Genomic DNA, 18009 nt, shown 5'->3' on the forward strand with positions numbered 1-18009 from the left:
GGCCGGGCATGCTCGTTGACCCACGGGCCTACCCTCCTACACTTATCGGCCACGACACCAAAAGGAATAGCCCGATGAAAGCTGTGCTGTGCAAAGCCTTCGGCCCCGCCGAAACCCTGGTGCTGGAAGAAATCGCCAGCCCGGCGATCAAGAAGAACGAAATCCTGCTGGACGTACACGCGGCGGGGGTGAACTTCCCGGACACCCTGATCATCGAGGGCAAGTACCAGTTCAAGCCGCCCTTTCCGTTTTCGCCGGGTGGCGAGGCGTCGGGCGTAGTCAGCGAAGTGGGTGAGAAGATCAGCCATTTGAAAGTCGGCGACCGGGTCATGGCACTCACCGGCTGGGGCAGCTTTGCCGAGCAGGTCGCGGTGCCGGGCTATAACGTGCTACCGATCCCGCCGGGCATGGACTTCAACACCGCTGCCGCCTTCAGCATGACCTACGGCACCTCGATGCATGCGCTCAAACAACGCGCCAACCTGCAACCGGGCGAAACCTTGCTGGTGCTCGGTGCGTCCGGCGGCGTAGGCCTGGCCGCGGTGGAAATCGGCAAGGCCATGGGCGCCCGTGTGATCGCCGCAGCCAGCAGCGCCGACAAGCTCGCCGTGGCCAAGGCCGCGGGTGCCGATGAGCTGATCAACTACAGCGAAACCAGCCTCAAAGAAGAGATCAAGCGCCTCACCGACGGCAACGGCGCCGATGTGATCTACGACCCGGTGGGCGGTGACCTGTTTGACCAGGCCATCCGCGCCATCGCCTGGAACGGGCGTTTGCTGGTGGTTGGGTTCGCCAGCGGGCGTATTCCAGAGCTGCCGGTGAACCTGGCTTTGCTCAAGGGCGCAGCGGTGGTCGGGGTGTTCTGGGGCTCGTTTGCCCAGCGCCAGCCGCAGGACAATGCGGCGAACTTCCAGCAACTGTTCACTTGGTACGGTGAGGGCAAGCTCAAGCCGTTGGTCTCGCAGGTGTATCCACTGGACCAAGCCGCCCAGGCGATCAATGACCTCGGCCAGCGCAAGGCTGTCGGCAAGGTCGTCGTCCAGACCCGCTAACCGACCTGAAATGCAATCAAATGTGGGAGGGGGCTTGCCCCCGATGGCAGTGGGTCAGCTACAGATAAGCTGGCTGACCTACCGCTATCGGGGGCAAGCCCCCTCTCACCTTTGATCTCCTGCGATCTTAAAATCGATAACGACCCATACTTATCCATTTACGACATGTTCGTAAAAGAACATGCAATTGCTCCCATTTCCTGTGTTTGTGCATGAGAAGCGATGCTATTTTCGGTAACGAAACTGTAACATTCGCATCCGCAGTCAAAACAAGAAATTTGGAGCTCTTGAATGTTTGCTTTCTTTCGTCCTGCCGCGCATCAGGCGCCCCTGCCTGAAGAAAAAATAGACAGTACCTACCGACGACTGCGCTGGCAGATCTTCGCCGGTATTTTCTTCGGTTACGCCGGTTATTACCTGCTGCGTAAAAACTTCTCCCTGGCCATGCCCTATCTGATCGACGAGGGTTACACCCGTGGTCAACTGGGCTTGGCGATGTCGGCCATCGCCATTGCCTACGGCCTGTCCAAGTTCCTCATGGGCCTGGTGTCCGACCGTTCCAACCCACGCTACTTCCTGCCTTTCGGCCTGCTGATATCGGCGGGTGTGATGTTCATTTTCGGGTTCGCACCTTGGGCAACGTCCAGCGTGACCATGATGTTCATTCTGCTGTTCATCAACGGCTGGGCCCAGGGCATGGGCTGGCCGCCAAGTGGGCGGACGATGGTGCACTGGTGGTCGCAGAAAGAACGCGGCGGTGTAGTGTCGGTGTGGAACGTGGCGCACAACGTCGGTGGCGGCCTGATCGGTCCGCTGTTCCTGCTGGGCATGGCGTGGTTCAACGACTGGCACGCAGCTTTCTACGTGCCGGCCACTGTGGCCTTGGCGGTAGCGGCCTTTGCCTTCATCACCATGCGCGACACACCGCAATCGGTTGGCCTGCCGCCCATCGAGAAATACAAGAACGACTATCCCGAAGGCTACGACGCCAGCCATGAGGAAGAATTCAGCGCCAAGGAAATCTTCGTCAAATACGTGCTGCGCAACAAAATGCTTTGGTACATCGCCTTCGCCAACGTGTTCGTCTACCTGTTGCGCTACGGCGTGCTGGACTGGGCGCCAACTTATCTGAAGGAAGCCAAGCACTTCGACGTGGATAAAACGTCTTGGGCGTATTTCTTCTACGAGTGGGCAGGCATTCCAGGCACGCTGCTGTGCGGCTGGATGTCGGACAAGATCTTCCGTGGCAACCGTGGCCTGACGGGCGTGGTGTTCATGGCGCTGGTGACCGTGGCAACCCTGGTGTACTGGCTCAATCCGCCGGGCAACCCGATGGTCGACATGATTGCGCTGTTCTCCATCGGTTTCCTGATCTACGGCCCGGTGATGCTGATCGGCCTGCAGGCTCTGGAGTTGGCACCCAAGAAAGCCGCCGGCACGGCCGCGGGCTTCACCGGTCTGTTCGGTTATCTGGGCGGTTCGGTGGCAGCCAGTGCGGCAATGGGCTACACCGTGGACCACTTCGGCTGGGACGGTGGTTTCGTACTGCTGATCGGTGCGTGCCTGCTGGCTATCGCGTTCCTGATCCCAACGCTGTGGCACACCAACAGCGTCAGCTCGGCGCGTTAATCGCCAGAGCAACCCTTTGCACAACGCTTGAGCCGCGCCTCCAGATTCCTATCTGGCATGGCGTGGCTACGCAGGGCGTTTACGGTCTGCTCGACATAATCGCGAGTAGTGCCGTAACGCCCGCAAGCGCTTTGCAGCACATGGTTGAGCACGATATCCGGCAAGTTGCCAGCATAGCTGGGCAAGTGCCGCTCCAGGACAAACCCCAACGCCTGCACCTGACTGCCATCTTCAAGACGGCAGCTGAGCCAGTGCGGCCGGTAGGACGGGTAAGGCATCTCGCGCTGCCACAAGGCGTAAAGCGAGGCCTCCAACTGATCTTCGGGCAAGCGGTAAGCGAACCCGCTGCAAGAGCCACCGCGATCCAACCCAAACACCAACCCTGGCGTTTCCGGCGTGCCCCGATGCTCGTGGGACCACAGGTACAGGCCGCGGTGATAGCCGTGGACCCGCGCCCGCACCCGCTCGGAGGACGAGCATTCAGGACGCCAGATCAGCGAACCGTACGCAAATAGCCAGACCGGCCCACCTTTATGCCGGCCCATGGTGGCCTGCATCGAGCTCATTAACTGTTCGTGAGTGAGTTGCGGCCCCAGATCGAGCCGCGGAGGGTAAGCCAACTGCTGAAGATCGGTTTCTATGGCGGTCATGGCGAAAAGCGGTACGCCTCCTGAGTGTTACCAGTTGTAAGCAACTTTACCGTAATAAAACGCGCCGCTGTAACCGTACGGCGAAAAAGTGCTATAGGCCAAATTGCCACTACTGCTGGCGAAGGCGTTGACCTTCTCTGGGTATTTATCGGTGACGTTGTCGCCGCCTAAGGTGAAGGTCCAGTTCTTCAGCTTGTAGTCAGCCGATAAATCCAGCACCCAGGCGGCCTTGAAAGTCTGGTCGTTGACCTTGTCCGCCTGGTAGCTGGTGAACTCACCATAGCGCACCAAATTGCTGTGCAGTGCCCAATTGCCGTAGGTGAAGTCATTACCCAGGCTCAGCTTGTGCTGGGGGGTGGTATCGCCGAGCAAACCGATGCGCTCGCGACGGTCCACCCTCACCAGGTTCGCCCCAAGGCTATCGAGGATGGCCGGGTTGGGTTTCACATCGGTCACTTTGGTGTGGTTGTAGTTGTAGCCCACGGTGCTGTTCCAGCGGATACCGCTATCGAATTGGTAGCGATAGTTGGCTACCAGATCGACGCCGTCGGTGCTGGTGTCGGTGGCGTTGGTGAAGTAGCGGGCGGTGGTGTAATCAATGTTGCCCACGCCGTTGGCCTGCAGGTAGGCACGCGTCGCCGCGTTTATGCCGAGGTTGGAGGACAGGCTGATACGGTCGCGAATGTCGATACGGTACACATCCACCGTCACCGTCAGGTCATCGGCCGGCTCCAGTACCAGACCAAGGCTGTAGTTGCGCGACTTCTCGGCCTTGAGGTCTTCAGCACCGAGCAAGCGCGCAACCTGGCTGTTGGCCGGGAAGGTACCGGCTTCCTGGATGGTGCTGCCGATCAGCTGCGATGAGGTGTAGGCAAAGTTCTGCTGGGCCAGGGACGGCGCGCGGAAACCGTTGGATACACTGCCGCGCAAGGCCACTTGCGGGGTGAAGTCATAACGAGCTGACAGCGAGCCGCTGACGTTGGAGCCAAAGTCACTGTAGTCCTCATGGCGAACGGCGGCCGAGGCGCTGAGTTTTTCGGTGAAGTTGGTTTCCAGGTCCAGATACTGCGCCCAATTGTGACGAGAGCTGGTGCCCGCGTCGGCATCCCGGAAGCCGCCCAGCCCGGAGCTGCCGGTCTGGAAGTAGGACGCTGGCTCGCCCGCCTCGATTTCATAACCCTGATGCAGGTATTCACCGCCGAACGCCACGGACACCGGGTAAGGCAGCCAGCCCACGTCGAACTCGCGGGACAGGTCCAGGCTGACTTGCTTCTGGTCGTTGCTCAGGGTGCCGTTGTCGAACTTGCGCGGTGTCGCCAGGCCCAGGGAGGTGTTGATGGTTTCAGTGCTGAGTGCGTACTGGTTCTTGCCGTAGTTGGCCGACAGGTCGTAATGCCAGTCGTACGCCAGCAAGCCACGCAGGCCTACCACCAACGACGTGTCTTCAAGGTTGCCCTTGATCAGCGGCAGGTAACCGTTGGGGTTGAGCGCCGGGATGTTGTTGGACGCATTGCTCGCGCGGTAGAACGCCGCCGTCTCGCCACGCCGCTTGCTGTAACCGCCGAAGGTGTAGAACTCGGCCGCGTCGTTGAAGGAATATTCGGAGTTGAACTGGAACTTGCCTTCATTGGTGGCCGGCTCACCTTGGCGGAACACGCGCTGGCCATAGGTGGTAGAGCCGACGCTTCCGGTGCGGTAGTCATCACCGGCGCGGTTGGTGTAGTCGTTGTCAGCCCCTTCGGCCGACAGGTTGATAAAGCCGTTGTCGCCCAATGCCAGGCCGGTGTTGCCGCTGACATTACGCTGGATGCCGTCGCCCTTCTTGTATTCGCCGAACTTGGTGGAGATCGAGCCGCCATGGTCAGCGTGCTTGAGTATCACGTTGATCACCCCGGCAATCGCATCCGAGCCGTAGCGCGCGGAAGCACCGTCTCGCAGCACTTCGATATGGTCCACCGCCGACAGCGGGATCGCATTCAGGTCCGCCGGTGCCGACCCACGGCCCACTGCGCCGCCCAGGTTGACGAAGGCACTGGTGTGGCGGCGCTTGCCGTTGACCAGCACCAGCACCTGATCAGGTGACAGGCCGCGCAACTGTGCAGGCCGCACCAATTCGGCGCCGTCCACCAGGCTTGGGCGTGGGAAATTGATTGATGGAATAAGGCGCGCCAGCACTGCGCCCAGCTCATCGGAGCCGGTGCTGCGCAGACTGTCACCGGAAATCACATCGATGGGTGACAGTGAAGCACTGGCCGTACGCTCCTGAGCGCGGGTGCCGGTGACAATCACGGTGTCGAGTTTGGGTGCATCGGTGGCGGACGTTTCGGCCGCAAAGACTGGATTGAAGCTCACAGCGGTCAGCAAATTGGCCGACAAAATCGCCGAGTACAGCGCGTGTTTCTTGTAGCTCCCCATACCGCTCCCCTTTCCCTTATGAATCAGTAATCAAACATCAGAACGTCAGTGCTCTGAGCTCATACGATCGATCCGGCTGGCGGGCGGTGGCGGTCAGTTGTTGGTGATTGGCAGAAAATCGGTAGTCCGTTGCGATATAGCTTAAAGATATTCATGTAACAAATTAAATACCTTTAAGGAATAAGAGAATGCATAAGCCCAGGGTCCCCTCCGTCAGGATTATCCGCAGCGATCCCGTTACTTTCAGCCCCGGTTCAGCCTGGGCACGCGCCAAGCCGTCAAAATAGGGTGCACATCACGACCCACTTAGCCGCCCATCAAACCGACTACCGAGGTCGCACCCATGAAGAATTTTCGACTGCCTGGCCTGTTATTGCTGGCCCAGGCCACCACCGCGCTAGCTGGCGAATCGCCCGTCACCGAAGACGACAAGGGCTTCTGGTACGCGCAGACCAGCGTCTACACTCGGCACTTCGCGCCGGACAAGGACCACAACAACAACCAAGACCTGATTGGCCTGGAGCGCAATGAAACTTCAGGGTTGGTGTATGGCGGGGCAACCTTTCGCAACTCGTTCCGCCAGCGCTCGTACTACGCCTACGCGGGCAAGCGCTATGACATGACCGACTATCCGGTGTACCTGAAGGTCACGGGCGGGGCGATCCAGGGCTATCGCGGCAAGTACCGCGACAAGATCCCATTGAACCGTTTCGGTGTGGCGCCGGTGATTATTCCGTCGGTAGGCACCCATTACGGGCCGGTGGCGGCGGAGTTGGTGTTGTTGGGGTTCAATGCGGCGATGGTGACGACCGGCGTGCGTTTCTAAGCGAGCACTGAGCGGGGCTTTTGTGATGAACAGGCTTGCCCGCTCACCACAAAAAGCCGGCGGCTCTTGGAATGGATCAGCGCGGCGCGTAGGCGAATACGTCGGCGCGCATCTGATGCGCATCCATGCCGGCGTCGACCAGCGCATCCAGCGTGCCGTAGATCATCGCCGGTGAGCCGCTGGCGTAGACGTGCACGGCCTTGAGGTCGGCGATGTCCTCGCACACCGCTTCATGGAGCAAACCGCAGCGTCCTTCCCAACCGCACAGATCACTGACGACTTTGTGCAGGAACAGGTTTGGCAGTTGCAGCCATTGGTCCCAGTGTTCGATCTGGTAGAAGTCTTCCGGGCGTCGCACGCCCCAGTACAGGTGCACCGGGTGCTTGAAGCCGGAGGCGCGGCAATGTTCGATCAGGCTATGCATCTGTGCCATACCAGTGCCGGCGGCGATCAACACCAGCGGACCGTCCGGCAGTTCAGCCAGATGGGTATCGCCAAACGGCAACTCCACACGGGCCATCTGATTGCGTTGCAGCTGTTCCAGCAGGGCGCGCGCGCTGTCCTCACGGGCCAGCACATGCAGTTCCAGCTCGCGCCCGGAGTGAGGCGCCGACGCTAGGGAGAATGCGGATTTTTCGCCATTTTCCCGTTCGATCATCAGGTATTGCCCGGCGTGGTAACGCACCGCCTTGCCGGCCGGGGCCAGCAGGCGCACGCGCCACACATCACCACCGACCTCTACGCATTCACTCACTTGGCACGACAACTTGCGCAACGGCAACTCTCCCGGCGCCAACACGCCATCCCACAACACAATGCAATCTTCCAACGGTTCGGCGATGCAGGTGTAGAACTCACCGTGGTCGCGCACCTCACCTGCTTGCTGCACCCGGCCTTCCACCAGCAGCGCGGCACACACGTGGCAGACGCCATTGCGACAGGCCTGCGGGCATTCGTAGCCCAGGCGGCGCGCCCCTTCGAGGATTCGCTCGCCGGGGACCAGCTCCAGCACGGCGCCGGAAGGTTGCAGGGTTACACGCATCAATCTATTCCCAATTCTTTCCACATCGCATCGACGCGCGCGGTCACGGCTTCATCCTTGACGATCACCCGACCCCACTCGCGGGTAGTTTCACCCGGCCATTTGTGGGTAGCATCCAGGCCCATCTTAGAGCCCAGGCCCGATACCGGCGACGCGAAGTCGAGGTAGTCGATCGGCGTATTGTCGATCATCACCGTGTCGCGCTTGGGGTCCATGCGCGTGGTGATGGCCCAGATCACGTCGTTCCAGTCGCGGGCGTTGATGTCGTCGTCGGTGACAATAACGAACTTGGTGTACATGAACTGTCGCAAAAACGACCACACACCCAACATGACGCGCTTGGCATGGCCAGGGTACGACTTCTTCATGGTCACGATGGCCATGCGGTACGAACAGCCTTCCGGCGGCAGGTAGAAGTCGGTGATTTCCGGGAATTGCTTTTGCAGGATAGGCACGAACACTTCGTTGAGCGCCACGCCGAGAATGGCCGGCTCATCCGGCGGACGGCCGGTGTAAGTGCTGTGGTAGATCGGCTTGATCCGGTGGGTGATGCGTTCGACGGTGAATACCGGGAAGCTGTCGACTTCGTTGTAATAGCCGGTGTGGTCGCCGTAAGGACCTTCGTCGGCCATCTCGCCAGGGTGGATCACGCCTTCGAGGATGATTTCAGCAGTGGCCGGCACTTGCAGGTCGTTGCCACGGCATTTGACCAGCTCGGTACGGTTGCCACGCAACAGGCCCGCGAAGGCGTATTCGGACAGGCTATCCGGCACAGGGGTCACAGCGCCCAGGATGGTGGCGGGGTCTGCACCCAAGGCCACGGAAACCGGGAACGGCTGGCCAGGGTGTTTTTCGCACCACTCACGGAAGTCCAGCGCGCCGCCACGGTGACTCAGCCAACGCATGATCACCTTGTTGCGGCCGATCACTTGCTGACGGTAGATACCGAGGTTCTGACGGTCTTTGTTCGGGCCTTTGGTGACGGTCAGGCCCCAGGTGATCAGCGGGCCGACGTCGCCGGGCCAGCAGGTTTGCACCGGGAGCATGGCCAGGTCGACGTCATCGCCTTCGATGACCACTTCCTGGCACACCGCGTCCTTGACCACTTTGGGGGCCATGGCAATGATTTTGCGGAAGATCGGCAGCTTCGACCAGGCGTCCTTCAGCCCCTTGGGCGGCTCGGGCTCCTTGAGGAAGGCCAGTAGTTTGCCGATCTCGCGCAGTTCGCTGACCGACTCCGCGCCCATGCCGAACGCCACGCGATCGGGCGTGCCGAACAGGTTGCCGAGCACCGGAATATCAAAGCCGGTCGGGTTTTCGAACAGCAGCGCCGGGCCCTTGCTACGCAGGGTACGGTCGCAAATCTCAGTCATTTCCAGCACTGGGGAAACCGGCACCTGGATACGTTTCAACTCTCCGCGCTGCTCAAGTTGCTGCACGAAATCCCGAAGATCCTTGAATTTCATTAACCATGCCACCCGTAAAATAGGCGTACATCCTACCTGCTCTGAGGCTGGCTGGCAGCTTATCGCGGTGCATTTGACTGCCGAATGCGCTTAAAAAACGCGCAAAAAAAAATGGCGCCCCTGGGGGCGCCATTCTTTCGGACCTGAAACGTCGTATTACTTACGCTTCATCGACAGGAAGAACTCGTCGTTGGTCTTGGTGGTTTTCAGCTTGTCGATAAGGAACTCGATGGCTGCAACTTCGTCCATCGGGTGCAGCAGCTTGCGAAGGATCCACATACGCTGCAGTTCGTCGTCGGCAGTCAGCAACTCTTCGCGGCGGGTGCCGGAACGGTTGATGTTGATCGCCGGGAACACGCGTTTTTCCGCGATGCGACGGTCCAAAGGCAGTTCCATGTTGCCGGTACCCTTGAACTCTTCGTAGATCACTTCGTCCATCTTCGAGCCGGTTTCAACCAGCGCGGTGGCGATAATGGTCAGCGAGCCGCCTTCTTCGATGTTCCGCGCGGCGCCGAAGAAACGCTTCGGCTTCTCCAGGGCGTGGGCATCGACACCACCGGTCAATACCTTGCCGGAGCTCGGGATCACGGTGTTGTAAGCACGGGCCAGACGGGTGATGGAGTCGAGCAGGATCACCACGTCCTTCTTGTGTTCGACCAGGCGCTTGGCCTTCTCGATCACCATTTCAGCAACCTGCACGTGGCGGGTTGGCGGCTCATCGAACGTCGAGGCAACCACTTCGCCGCGCACGGTGCGCTGCATTTCGGTCACTTCTTCCGGACGTTCATCGATCAGCAATACGATCAGGTGAACTTCAGGGTTGTTACGCGCGATGTTCGCTGCAATGTTCTGCAGCATGATGGTCTTACCGGCTTTCGGCGGTGCGACGATCAGGCCACGCTGGCCTTTGCCAATCGGAGCGCACAGGTCGATCACACGACCGGTCAAGTCTTCGGTGGAACCGTTACCGGCTTCCATCTTCATGCGCACAGTCGGGAACAGCGGGGTCAGGTTCTCGAAGAGAATCTTGTTTTTCGCGTTCTCTGGACGATCGAAGTTGATCGTGTCGACCTTGAGCAGGGCGAAGTAACGCTCGCCTTCCTTCGGTGGACGGATCTTGCCAACGATGGTGTCACCGGTGCGCAAGTTGAAGCGACGGATCTGGCTCGGCGAGACGTAGATATCGTCTGGGCCGGCGAGATAGGAAGCGTCTGCAGAGCGGAGGAAGCCGAAGCCGTCCTGGAGAATCTCCAGCACGCCATCACCGGAGATTTCCTCGCCGCTTTTCGCGTGCTTCTTGAGCAGGGAGAAAATCACGTCCTGCTTGCGCGAACGGGCCATATTTTCTATGCCCATTTCTTCGGCCAATTGGAGCAGGTCGGTAATCGGCTTTTGCTTGAGTTCAGTCAGATTCATATAGGAATGACGTAATCATTTATGGAGGGGGGGAAATTAAGCTTTTGGCTTAATGAGGCCGCGCCGCAGAGAAGGCGACAGGATCGCGTACTAATCGAAAAGGAATGCGTCGGCGACGGCTTGCAGGGGGCAGTGGAGAAACCAGTGCGGGGCCGAATGTACCACCTGAATTTCGGAGCGTCTAGCCCTGTTTAACGAAAAAGCCCCGCAATTTGCGGGGCCTTTTTGACGACGCTTAGATGTTGGCGTCGAGGAAAGCTTGCAGCTGGGACTTCGACAGCGCACCTACTTTGGTGGCTTCAACGTTGCCGTTTTTGAACAGCATCAGCGTAGGAATACCGCGCACACCGTGCTTGGCCGGGGTTTCCTGATTGTCGTCGATGTTCAGCTTGGCAATGGTCAGCTTGCCTTCGTAAGTAGTTGCAATGTCGTCCAGGACCGGAGCGATCATTTTGCAAGGGCCGCACCATTCAGCCCAGTAGTCAACCAGCACCGGGCCAGCAGCCTTGAGTACTTCGGCCTCAAAGGTCGCGTCGGTGACGTGCTTGATAAGATCGTTGCTCATGGATGTCTCCGGATTGTAAGCAAAAAAAACGTTGCCCATCATAGCCGCCCTTCCCCCGTTCAGGAAGCCGCCTCTGATTGAGTCTTGCTATGGTGATGCATGAGTTTGGGTATAGCCCAATTCAAGACGCGACGGGACTCACAAAGGTAATGCCCGTGCGTAACGCTGCATTACGTACGTGTTCCTGCATGGTTTTCTGCGCTGTCGCACTCGCACGCCGGGCCAAGGCACGCAAAATTTTGCGATGTTCCTGCCAGGTTTCCATGGCCCGCTCTGGCCGGATGAACGGTAATTTCTGACTTTCCAGGAACACCTCGGCGCTGGCACTGAGAATACTCACCATCGCTTGGTTGCCGCTGGCCAACAGGATGCGTTGGTGAAACTCGAAGTCCAGCCGCGCCGCGGCGTCGAAGTCGCCGGCCTTGAGCACCTTGCGCATCGCCTCAACGTTGTCCTCAAGACTGTCCAGCTCATCGATGGTCAGCGTGACCGCTGCCAGCCCCGCCGCAAACCCCTCCAGCGCATAGCGCAATTGGAAGATATCCAACGGCGTGGCCTGGGCCGCGAAAGGCCAGGCAAAGCCCGGCGCGTCCTCCGCCGCCTGCACGAATACGCCTTTGCCCGGCAGCACGCTGACCACGCCCAACGCACTCAGGGACGATAACGCCTCACGCAACGACGCTCGGCTCACGCCCAACTGCACCGCCAGGTCGCGTTGGGACGGCAACGCGTCGCCTGGCCCGAAGCCCTGCTCCTTGATCAGTTTGCGAATGGCCTGCAGGGCCGCTTCCGGTACGGCTTGGGCGATGGAATTCATAAAAAACTCAAGGTTTCAGTCAGCAGAGCGGCTAGTTGTAAAGCTATTCGCGGCCGGCGGCAAGCCACGCCCCAAAGGGGCTCGCAGGTTTTTGCCGGCGCTCGAAAAGGGTGCGAAAGGCTATGCCACTGTTCAGACCAGTAAGACCAATGAAGCTCAACAAATCCCAGCCTTACAGACGATTTCGAGCCTACTGGCATGGGCTGTGCAATCACGCAAGCAAGCCAAATCCAGAAAATCCTTTCGCCCTTTTCGGAGAGTTGCCATGACTAAGCGCTACAGCGCCCTGCTCACTGCCCTGTTTGCCAGCCTGATGCTGAGCCAGGCACCCGCCCAGGCCAATGGGCTGGACGATATCGTCGCCCGTGGCACCCTTAAGGTAGCCGTGCCCCAGGACTTCCCGCCGTTTGGCTCGGTCGGCCCCGACATGAAGCCGCGCGGCCTGGACATCGATACTGCCAAGCTGCTGGCCGACCAACTCAAGGTCAAGCTGGAGCTGACCCCGGTCAACAGCACCAACCGCATCCCGTTCCTCACCACCGGCAAGGTTGATCTGGTGATCTCCAGCCTGGGCAAAAACCCGGAGCGAGAAAAAGTCATCGACTTCTCCAAGGCTTACGCGCCGTTCTACCTGGCCGTATTCGGCCCACCTGATGCCGCCATCAGCAGCACCGACGACCTTAAGGGCAAGACCATCAGCGTGACCCGTGGCGCCATCGAAGACATCGAGCTGACCGCAGTAGCGCCCAAGGAAGCGACCATCAAGCGCTTCGAAGACAATAACTCCACCATCGCCGCCTACCTGGCAGGCCAGGTCGACCTGATCGCCAGCGGCAACGTGGTGATGGTGGCGATCAGCGAGCGCAACCCGAAACGCGTGCCAGCGCTGAAAGTGAAACTCAAAGATTCGCCGGTGTACGTCGGCGTGAACAAAAACGAGCCGGCGCTGCTGGAGAAGGTCAACCAGATCCTGGTCGCGGCCAAGGCCGATGGCAGCCTGGAAAAGAACGCGATGCAATGGCTGAAAGAGCCGCTGCCCGCCGATCTTTGATACGACGGAGCTGACTCATGGCGTATCAATTTGACTTTGTGCCGGTGCTGGCCAATACCGATCTGCTGTTGCGCGGCGCGTTGTTCACCCTTGAGCTGACGGCCATCGGTGCGATCCTGGGGGTGGCCCTGGGCACCGTCGGCGCGGTGGTGCGGGCGTGGAAGATCCAGCCGTTTGCCTGGTTCTTCGGCGTCTATGTCGAGTTGATCCGCAACACGCCGTTCCTGGTGCAACTGTTCTTCATCTTCTTTGGCCTGCCGTCCCTGGGGCTAAAGATTACCGAGTGGCAAGCCGCCGTATTGGCGATGGTGATCAACCTGGGGGCCTACTCCACGGAGATCATTCGCGCCGGCATCCAGGCCATCCCGCGCGGGCAACTGGAAGCCGCCGCCGCGCTGGCGATGACGCGTTTCGAAGCGTTCCGCCATGTGGTGTTGCTGCCGGCGCTGGGCAAAGTGTGGCCGGCACTGAGCAGCCAGATCATCATCGTGATGCTCGGTTCGGCGGTGTGTTCACAGATCGCCACCGAAGAGCTGAGCTTCGCCGCCAACTTTATTCAGTCGCGTAATTTTCGCGCGTTTGAAACCTATGCCCTGACCACCCTGGTGTACCTGTGCATGGCGTTAATGATTCGCCAGTTGCTCAACTGGATCGGCCGCCGCTTTGTGATGAGGAATAGCCGATGAGTGATTTTTCCTTCTGGGACATCGTACGCAATCTGCTTACGGGCCTTCAGTGGACGCTGTTGCTGTCGCTGGTGGCGTTCATCGGCGGCGGCCTGATCGGCTTGCTGGTGATGACCATGCGCATCAGCAGCAAGGCGTTCGCGCGCAATCTTGCGCGCACCTACATCGAGCTGTTCCAGGGCACGCCGTTGTTGATGCAGCTGTTCCTGGTGTTCTTCGGCATCGCCCTGCTGGGGGTGGATATTTCACCGTGGCTGGCAGCGGCGATTGCCCTGACATTGTTTACCAGCGCCTACCTCGCTGAGATCTGGCGCGGTTGTGTCGACTCCATCGCCCACGGGCAGTGGGAAGCCTCGGCCAGCCTGGCGCTGAATCCGCTTGAACAACTGCGCTACGTGATCCTGCCCCAGGCCCTGCGGATCGCCGTGGCGCCAACGGTGGGGTTCTCGGTGCAGGTGGTCAAAGGCACCGCCGTGACCTCCATCATCGGCTTCACCGAATTGACCAAGACCGGCGGCATGCTCGCCAACGCGACCTTCGAGCCCTTCATGGTCTACGGCCTGGTGGCCCTCGGTTACTTCCTGCTTTGCTACCCCTTGTCCCTCAGTGCTCGCTACCTGGAAAGGAGACTGCATGCCTCTGCTTAGAATTTCCGCCCTGCATAAGTATTACGGCGATCACCACGTCCTCAAGGGCATCGACCTGACGGTTGAAGAAGGCCAGGTGGTGGCGATCATCGGGCGCAGCGGCTCGGGTAAATCCACCCTGCTGCGCACCCTCAATGGCCTGGAGTCGATTAACGATGGAGTGATCGAGGTCGACGGCGAATACCTTGATGCCGCCCGCGCTGACTTGCGCAGCCTGCGGCAGAAAGTCGGCATGGTGTTCCAACAGTTCAACCTGTTCCCGCACCTGACGGTGGGTGAAAACGTCATGCTCGCGCCACAAGTGGTGCAGAAAGTGCCCAAGGCCAAAGCGGCACAGTTGGCCAAGCAGATGCTGGAACGCGTTGGGCTGGGAGAGAAATTCGACGCTTTCCCAGATCGCTTGTCCGGCGGCCAGCAACAGCGCGTCGCCATTGCCCGTGCCCTGGCTATGTCACCCAAAGTGCTGCTGTGCGATGAAATCACCTCAGCCCTGGACCCGGAGTTGGTCAACGAAGTGCTCAGCGTGGTGCGCCAGCTGGCCAAGGACGGTATGACCTTGATCATGGTGACGCACGAAATGCGCTTCGCCCGGGAAGTCGGTGACAAGCTGGTATTTATGCACCAGGGCAAGGTGCATGAAGTCGGCGATCCAAAACTGCTGTTTGCCAATCCCCAGACCGCTGAGTTGGCAAACTTCATCGGTACAACAGAAGCCCACGCCTGATCGATTAGCCGCCAGGTACCAACTCGAAGCGCCCGCCGCCCTCCAATAACGTTTTATCGCGTACTGAGGCGGCGGCATTCGAGAGATAGGTGTCAATCTGCACCTGCGCTGAAAACACCCGCCCGCTGACAGGCTGCCCTGCCTTCAACAGCACCAGCGCTTGGTCCGGCCTCAGGTGACCACCGCGCTCGGCCCTGTTGTGCATCGGCGCCAACTCTATCGCCTGGCCATCGAGCACTGGCTGCTGCAGCGTCAGGTCAAACCGCCCCTCCCGACCAAACCTGAAACCTTGACCGTCGGCAGGCACGCCCATAAAACGCAGGGCTATAAACCTAGCATCAGTGCACACCACGCTCACACGCACCATGCGCTTACCCAGGAAAACCCCGCGAGCATCAGGCTTTGAAACGGGGCGCAGAAGCCCGTAATCAATTTGCGGTTGGCTCACTGACAGGTGGCACTCAGAAGCCGACGCCTCAAAAACCGTCAATAGGCTCACCACCGCCGCGAGCATCCCTGACGTCAGAGCACTTTTAGCTGCAGACCGCCGCTGTGTTTTCATAAAGTTGGCCTTCATCGATTTGTTCCGACAGTTCGAGTTGCAGTTTGCAGGAGGTCGCGTTCGGCGATGACACGGTCAAGGTTTGTGGCGCGTCGATGTTATTCAGGAAAATCAGGCCGTCTCCGACGACGGAGGTCAGGAATGCATTGTCTGCCGTAAGCACCGAAGCACCTTTGGGTAACGCTTGGCCACTCTGATCGACGGCACGCAACAGCACCCTCCTGACCTTAACCACTTCAAAGTCGACCTTGCTGAATGAGCCTCGTCCAACTTCCAGGGATTGGGTGCCGTTCTTGATATCTACCTGCCGTGGCAGGGATTTGCCTTCCACCTCGACAAGGCTGCTCTGATAAGCGGGCAATCCCGGTATCACCGCCATTCCCCACCGATCGGTCCATACAGGCCCCTGGGGTGTAGTGATACGCGCGCCCGACACATCGCCGACCGACGCAACCCCAAACGTATCCTCGACCCTGTACGGAGACAGCGTCAGCCCCCGCTCATGAGCCACGACTGCGCCCTGCAACTGACCGCTATAGCTGGTGTTGGTCGAGTCCCGGTTGATGCCCAGGCCCAACTGAGCATAACGGGACGTCATGTTGAGCAAACCGCCCTGCGCATGCCGGGCGGCCGTACCAAGGTCGCTGTCAGTGCGCAGTTCATAATTGAGTGTGTCGTCGACGCGTTCGTTGAAGGCTGCGCCAATACTCGATCGACGCCCCTGGTGCCTGGCGGTAGAAGTGAGCGAACGATCACCCCCCAAGGGAACACTGACTTGCAAACGCACGCCTAGCCCATCGTTGTTGTTCTTGTTAGTGCCAGAAGTGCCAACTTGCGAGTCCACGCTCAACCCGACATTGGCGTACCTGAACTGCTTGTTCCAGGCGCCATGCACATACTGAGAGGCGCTACTGTTGAAGTTTGCAGCACGGGTGTACCCAATCGTGAACACACCCAATTGCGGGTCCGCCCAGCTGAGACCTGCCGTGTATTGGTTTTTGAACCGCGAGTTCGCCAACTCACCACTGTCAGCGCGCACACTATCGAGCACATCACGATAGCCAGGTGTATGGGTCGTAGCGCTCAGGGTCATCTGCACGTCACCCGGCAGCACGCTGCCCAACGAAACGCTATTACGCACACCCCGTACGTTGTTCTTGTCGTCCCGTGAGAGGTTGTTACGCAGACCAACAGAGAATCGCTGCGCGAAACTGCTGTCCAGCGCAAGCCCCACCGAATTGTAATGATCGGTAACCTGCACACCCGAACTGAGGGCCGTGGCGGGGGTGAGCGCCCAGGTCCCGCTTGCCACGGCCAGCATAGGCTCATCGGCACCGCTACGTTCCACATCCCGTATCTTGCCGACGGCCGCGGTATACCCGGACTTCACCGGCATCGCATCGCGAAACGAAGCAGCCGGCACTACAAAGCTACGCTGTCCGCCACGGGTCTCAATGACCCGTACATCAAGGTCACTCGTGCCGTTGAGCAACGGCAGGTTGCTCAATGCAAACGGCCCTTCCGGCACGACTGTTGTGTAGATCAGTGCGCCCGACTGGCGTACCTCTATCCGAGACTGGCTAAGGGCCTGGCCTTCGACCACTACTCCATTACCGCCGGCACCGCCGTCGACACCGTCTGGAGACAGTTGGAAACCGGTCAGTTGCACCCCGCCGAACACCGGGCTGTTACCGGATATCTGCCCCACCTGGAGGGTCGACGCCAACCGCGCAATATCCCGTTGCGCATAGGCGTACAGGTGCTCGGCCCCAGACCGACCATCGGTAGAGATATAGAGCTGACGACTGCGCGCAATCCAATCGCCTACGTTAAACCCCACCTCCGTGGACGCCGATAGAAAACGGCCCCTGGCATCGCGCGAATGACTGTTGATGCCTTGCACGTCATAGTTGAGCAAGCCCGCCGCTCCACCTCGAGCGAAATGGCCAGTGGCTCGTTGCGGCTCACGGATCGCCTGGGTGGGAACGACGATCGCTACCTCCTCGTTGCCCGGACGCAGGTTCAATTCCGTGCTGGGAAACTCGGTAAGGAAGTCATGACAGGCCTGGTCAGCAGAAACCTGTTTATCTATCACTGAAGCAGGTACACGCAGCCCCGCTCGGTCCAGCAAGCCACGGGTAAAGCACAACGCCCCTTCATGGTTGAACCGCGCATCGGTCAATCCAACGCGATCACCATTAACCGTCAGATCAACAACCCGAACACCTTCAGTGAATCGTGGCGCGTCTCGAAAATAGCGGGCAACCGAAGGATCGAGTCCGCGATGCTGCAAGATAGTCAGATCGAATTCCAGCGGGTGCGCCCCGGGCCCCGCGTAAACGTGACCTGCGGCGCCAGAAAACATCGCTACGCAGGCTGAGAGACTGACTCGGTTGAACTTAAAAGGCGCTGCGGCCTTTTTACCCCCACACCGTTTTTTACCAACAGCGCCGGTAACCTC

General features: G+C 59.6%; 16 protein-coding genes. 7 read left to right on the top strand and 9 right to left on the bottom strand.

Going from position 1 to position 18009, the window contains the following annotated elements; genetic code table 11:
- Positions 1 to 74: 74 nt before the first annotated feature.
- On the top strand, positions 75 to 1052 hold the full coding sequence (locus tag G9Q84_RS05305) for an NADPH:quinone oxidoreductase family protein (protein ID WP_181642992.1): 978 nt from the start codon (positions 75 to 77) through the stop codon (positions 1050 to 1052).
- A gap of 291 nt (positions 1053 to 1343) precedes the next feature.
- Positions 1344 to 2681 carry a glycerol-3-phosphate transporter gene (gene glpT / locus G9Q84_RS05310; protein WP_032884299.1) on the top strand — a complete coding sequence of 446 codons (1338 nt, stop codon included), beginning with the start codon at positions 1344 to 1346 and terminating at the stop codon, positions 2679 to 2681.
- On the opposite strand, the gene G9Q84_RS05315 is transcribed toward glpT, so the two are convergent.
- Both G9Q84_RS05315 and G9Q84_RS05320 read right to left on the bottom strand, forming a co-directional pair.
- The gene (locus G9Q84_RS05315) at positions 2678 to 3331 is read right to left on the bottom strand and encodes a gamma-glutamylcyclotransferase (protein WP_122754207.1); all 654 of its coding nucleotides are present in this window, start codon (positions 3329 to 3331) and stop codon (positions 2678 to 2680) included. The genes glpT and G9Q84_RS05315 overlap by 4 nt on opposite strands.
- Before the next feature lie 27 nt (positions 3332 to 3358).
- Positions 3359 to 5746, bottom strand: a complete 2388-nt coding sequence (locus tag G9Q84_RS05320) for a TonB-dependent receptor plug domain-containing protein (protein WP_181642993.1) — start codon at positions 5744 to 5746, stop codon at positions 3359 to 3361.
- 343 nt (positions 5747 to 6089) lie between these two features.
- Between G9Q84_RS05320 and G9Q84_RS05325 the strand changes: the two genes are divergently transcribed.
- Positions 6090 to 6572: a sn-glycerol-3-phosphate transporter gene (locus G9Q84_RS05325; RefSeq protein ID WP_181642994.1), complete on the top strand. Its 483-nt coding sequence runs from the start codon at positions 6090 to 6092 to the stop codon at positions 6570 to 6572.
- A gap of 76 nt (positions 6573 to 6648) precedes the next feature.
- On the opposite strand, the gene G9Q84_RS05330 is transcribed toward G9Q84_RS05325, so the two are convergent.
- From G9Q84_RS05330 to G9Q84_RS05350, 5 genes are all read right to left on the bottom strand, one after another.
- Positions 6649 to 7614, bottom strand: coding sequence for a CDP-6-deoxy-delta-3,4-glucoseen reductase (locus G9Q84_RS05330; protein ID WP_122681938.1), 966 nt, complete (start codon positions 7612 to 7614; stop codon positions 6649 to 6651).
- The gene (gene ubiD, locus G9Q84_RS05335) at positions 7614 to 9080 is read right to left on the bottom strand and encodes a 4-hydroxy-3-polyprenylbenzoate decarboxylase (protein ID WP_032884305.1); all 1467 of its coding nucleotides are present in this window, start codon (positions 9078 to 9080) and stop codon (positions 7614 to 7616) included. Before ubiD ends, G9Q84_RS05330 begins: the two co-directional genes overlap by 1 nt.
- A 156-nt stretch (positions 9081 to 9236) precedes the next feature.
- Positions 9237 to 10496, bottom strand: a complete 1260-nt coding sequence (gene rho / locus G9Q84_RS05340; protein WP_003176825.1) for a transcription termination factor Rho — start codon at positions 10494 to 10496, stop codon at positions 9237 to 9239.
- Positions 10497 to 10731: 235 nt separating this feature from the next.
- Positions 10732 to 11061 (bottom strand): thioredoxin TrxA, encoded by a 330-nt coding sequence (gene trxA / locus G9Q84_RS05345; protein ID WP_015886460.1) that lies wholly within the window; start codon positions 11059 to 11061, stop codon positions 10732 to 10734.
- A 121-nt stretch (positions 11062 to 11182) separates the two neighbouring features.
- Entirely contained in the window at positions 11183 to 11878 is a 696-nt protein-coding gene (locus G9Q84_RS05350) for a FadR/GntR family transcriptional regulator (RefSeq protein ID WP_032884308.1), read from the bottom strand.
- Positions 11879 to 12143: 265 nt separating this feature from the next.
- Between G9Q84_RS05350 and G9Q84_RS05355 the strand changes: the two genes are divergently transcribed.
- From G9Q84_RS05355 to G9Q84_RS05370, 4 genes are read left to right on the top strand one after another with little or no spacing between them, the layout of a single operon-like run.
- Complete coding sequence (locus G9Q84_RS05355) at positions 12144 to 12929, top strand: transporter substrate-binding domain-containing protein (RefSeq protein ID WP_017530859.1); 786 nt, start codon at positions 12144 to 12146, stop codon at positions 12927 to 12929.
- A gap of 17 nt (positions 12930 to 12946) precedes the next feature.
- Positions 12947 to 13615, top strand: coding sequence for an amino acid ABC transporter permease (locus G9Q84_RS05360; RefSeq protein ID WP_017736949.1), 669 nt, complete (start codon positions 12947 to 12949; stop codon positions 13613 to 13615).
- On the top strand, positions 13612 to 14262 hold the full coding sequence (locus tag G9Q84_RS05365; protein WP_095185177.1) for an amino acid ABC transporter permease: 651 nt from the start codon (positions 13612 to 13614) through the stop codon (positions 14260 to 14262). Before G9Q84_RS05360 ends, G9Q84_RS05365 begins: the two co-directional genes overlap by 4 nt.
- Positions 14249 to 14986, top strand: a complete 738-nt coding sequence (locus G9Q84_RS05370) for an amino acid ABC transporter ATP-binding protein (RefSeq protein WP_032884313.1) — start codon at positions 14249 to 14251, stop codon at positions 14984 to 14986. The genes G9Q84_RS05365 and G9Q84_RS05370 overlap by 14 nt, the downstream gene beginning before the upstream one ends.
- Before the next feature lie 4 nt (positions 14987 to 14990).
- Here G9Q84_RS05370 and G9Q84_RS05375 read toward each other — a convergent pair whose 3' ends face one another.
- Both G9Q84_RS05375 and G9Q84_RS05380 read right to left on the bottom strand, forming a co-directional pair.
- The gene (locus G9Q84_RS05375; protein WP_181642995.1) at positions 14991 to 15563 is read right to left on the bottom strand and encodes a DUF1120 domain-containing protein; all 573 of its coding nucleotides are present in this window, start codon (positions 15561 to 15563) and stop codon (positions 14991 to 14993) included.
- Positions 15520 to 17913: a fimbria/pilus outer membrane usher protein gene (locus tag G9Q84_RS05380; RefSeq protein ID WP_181642996.1), complete on the bottom strand. Its 2394-nt coding sequence runs from the start codon at positions 17911 to 17913 to the stop codon at positions 15520 to 15522. Before G9Q84_RS05380 ends, G9Q84_RS05375 begins: the two co-directional genes overlap by 44 nt.
- Between the last annotated feature and the right edge of the window lie 96 nt (positions 17914 to 18009).

Origin of the sequence: Pseudomonas sivasensis, assembly GCF_013778505.1 — a bacterium.
In the GTDB taxonomy this organism is placed as follows: Bacteria; Pseudomonadota; Gammaproteobacteria; order Pseudomonadales; family Pseudomonadaceae; genus Aquipseudomonas; species Aquipseudomonas sivasensis.

What these genes read in the sequence shown, in the direction of transcription:
- glpT (WP_032884299.1), top strand. Translation starts at nt 1,344, where the DNA reads ATGTTTGCTTTCTTTCGTCCTGCCGCGCATCAGGCGCCCCTGCCTGAA.
- G9Q84_RS05370 (WP_032884313.1), top strand. Translation starts at nt 14,249, where the DNA reads ATGCCTCTGCTTAGAATTTCCGCCCTGCATAAGTATTACGGCGATCAC.
- G9Q84_RS05365 (WP_095185177.1), top strand. Translation starts at nt 13,612, where the DNA reads ATGAGTGATTTTTCCTTCTGGGACATCGTACGCAATCTGCTTACGGGC.
- G9Q84_RS05355 (WP_017530859.1), top strand. Translation starts at nt 12,144, where the DNA reads ATGACTAAGCGCTACAGCGCCCTGCTCACTGCCCTGTTTGCCAGCCTG.
- G9Q84_RS05305 (WP_181642992.1), top strand. Translation starts at nt 75, where the DNA reads ATGAAAGCTGTGCTGTGCAAAGCCTTCGGCCCCGCCGAAACCCTGGTG.
- rho (WP_003176825.1), bottom strand. Translation starts at nt 10,496, where the DNA reads ATGAATCTGACTGAACTCAAGCAAAAGCCGATTACCGACCTGCTCCAA.
- G9Q84_RS05380 (WP_181642996.1), bottom strand. Translation starts at nt 17,913, where the DNA reads ATGTTTTCTGGCGCCGCAGGTCACGTTTACGCGGGGCCCGGGGCGCAC.
- G9Q84_RS05360 (WP_017736949.1), top strand. Translation starts at nt 12,947, where the DNA reads ATGGCGTATCAATTTGACTTTGTGCCGGTGCTGGCCAATACCGATCTG.
- trxA (WP_015886460.1), bottom strand. Translation starts at nt 11,061, where the DNA reads ATGAGCAACGATCTTATCAAGCACGTCACCGACGCGACCTTTGAGGCC.
- G9Q84_RS05330 (WP_122681938.1), bottom strand. Translation starts at nt 7,614, where the DNA reads ATGCGTGTAACCCTGCAACCTTCCGGCGCCGTGCTGGAGCTGGTCCCC.
- G9Q84_RS05325 (WP_181642994.1), top strand. Translation starts at nt 6,090, where the DNA reads ATGAAGAATTTTCGACTGCCTGGCCTGTTATTGCTGGCCCAGGCCACC.
- G9Q84_RS05375 (WP_181642995.1), bottom strand. Translation starts at nt 15,563, where the DNA reads ATGAAGGCCAACTTTATGAAAACACAGCGGCGGTCTGCAGCTAAAAGT.
- G9Q84_RS05350 (WP_032884308.1), bottom strand. Translation starts at nt 11,878, where the DNA reads ATGAATTCCATCGCCCAAGCCGTACCGGAAGCGGCCCTGCAGGCCATT.
- ubiD (WP_032884305.1), bottom strand. Translation starts at nt 9,080, where the DNA reads ATGAAATTCAAGGATCTTCGGGATTTCGTGCAGCAACTTGAGCAGCGC.
- G9Q84_RS05320 (WP_181642993.1), bottom strand. Translation starts at nt 5,746, where the DNA reads ATGGGGAGCTACAAGAAACACGCGCTGTACTCGGCGATTTTGTCGGCC.
- G9Q84_RS05315 (WP_122754207.1), bottom strand. Translation starts at nt 3,331, where the DNA reads ATGACCGCCATAGAAACCGATCTTCAGCAGTTGGCTTACCCTCCGCGG.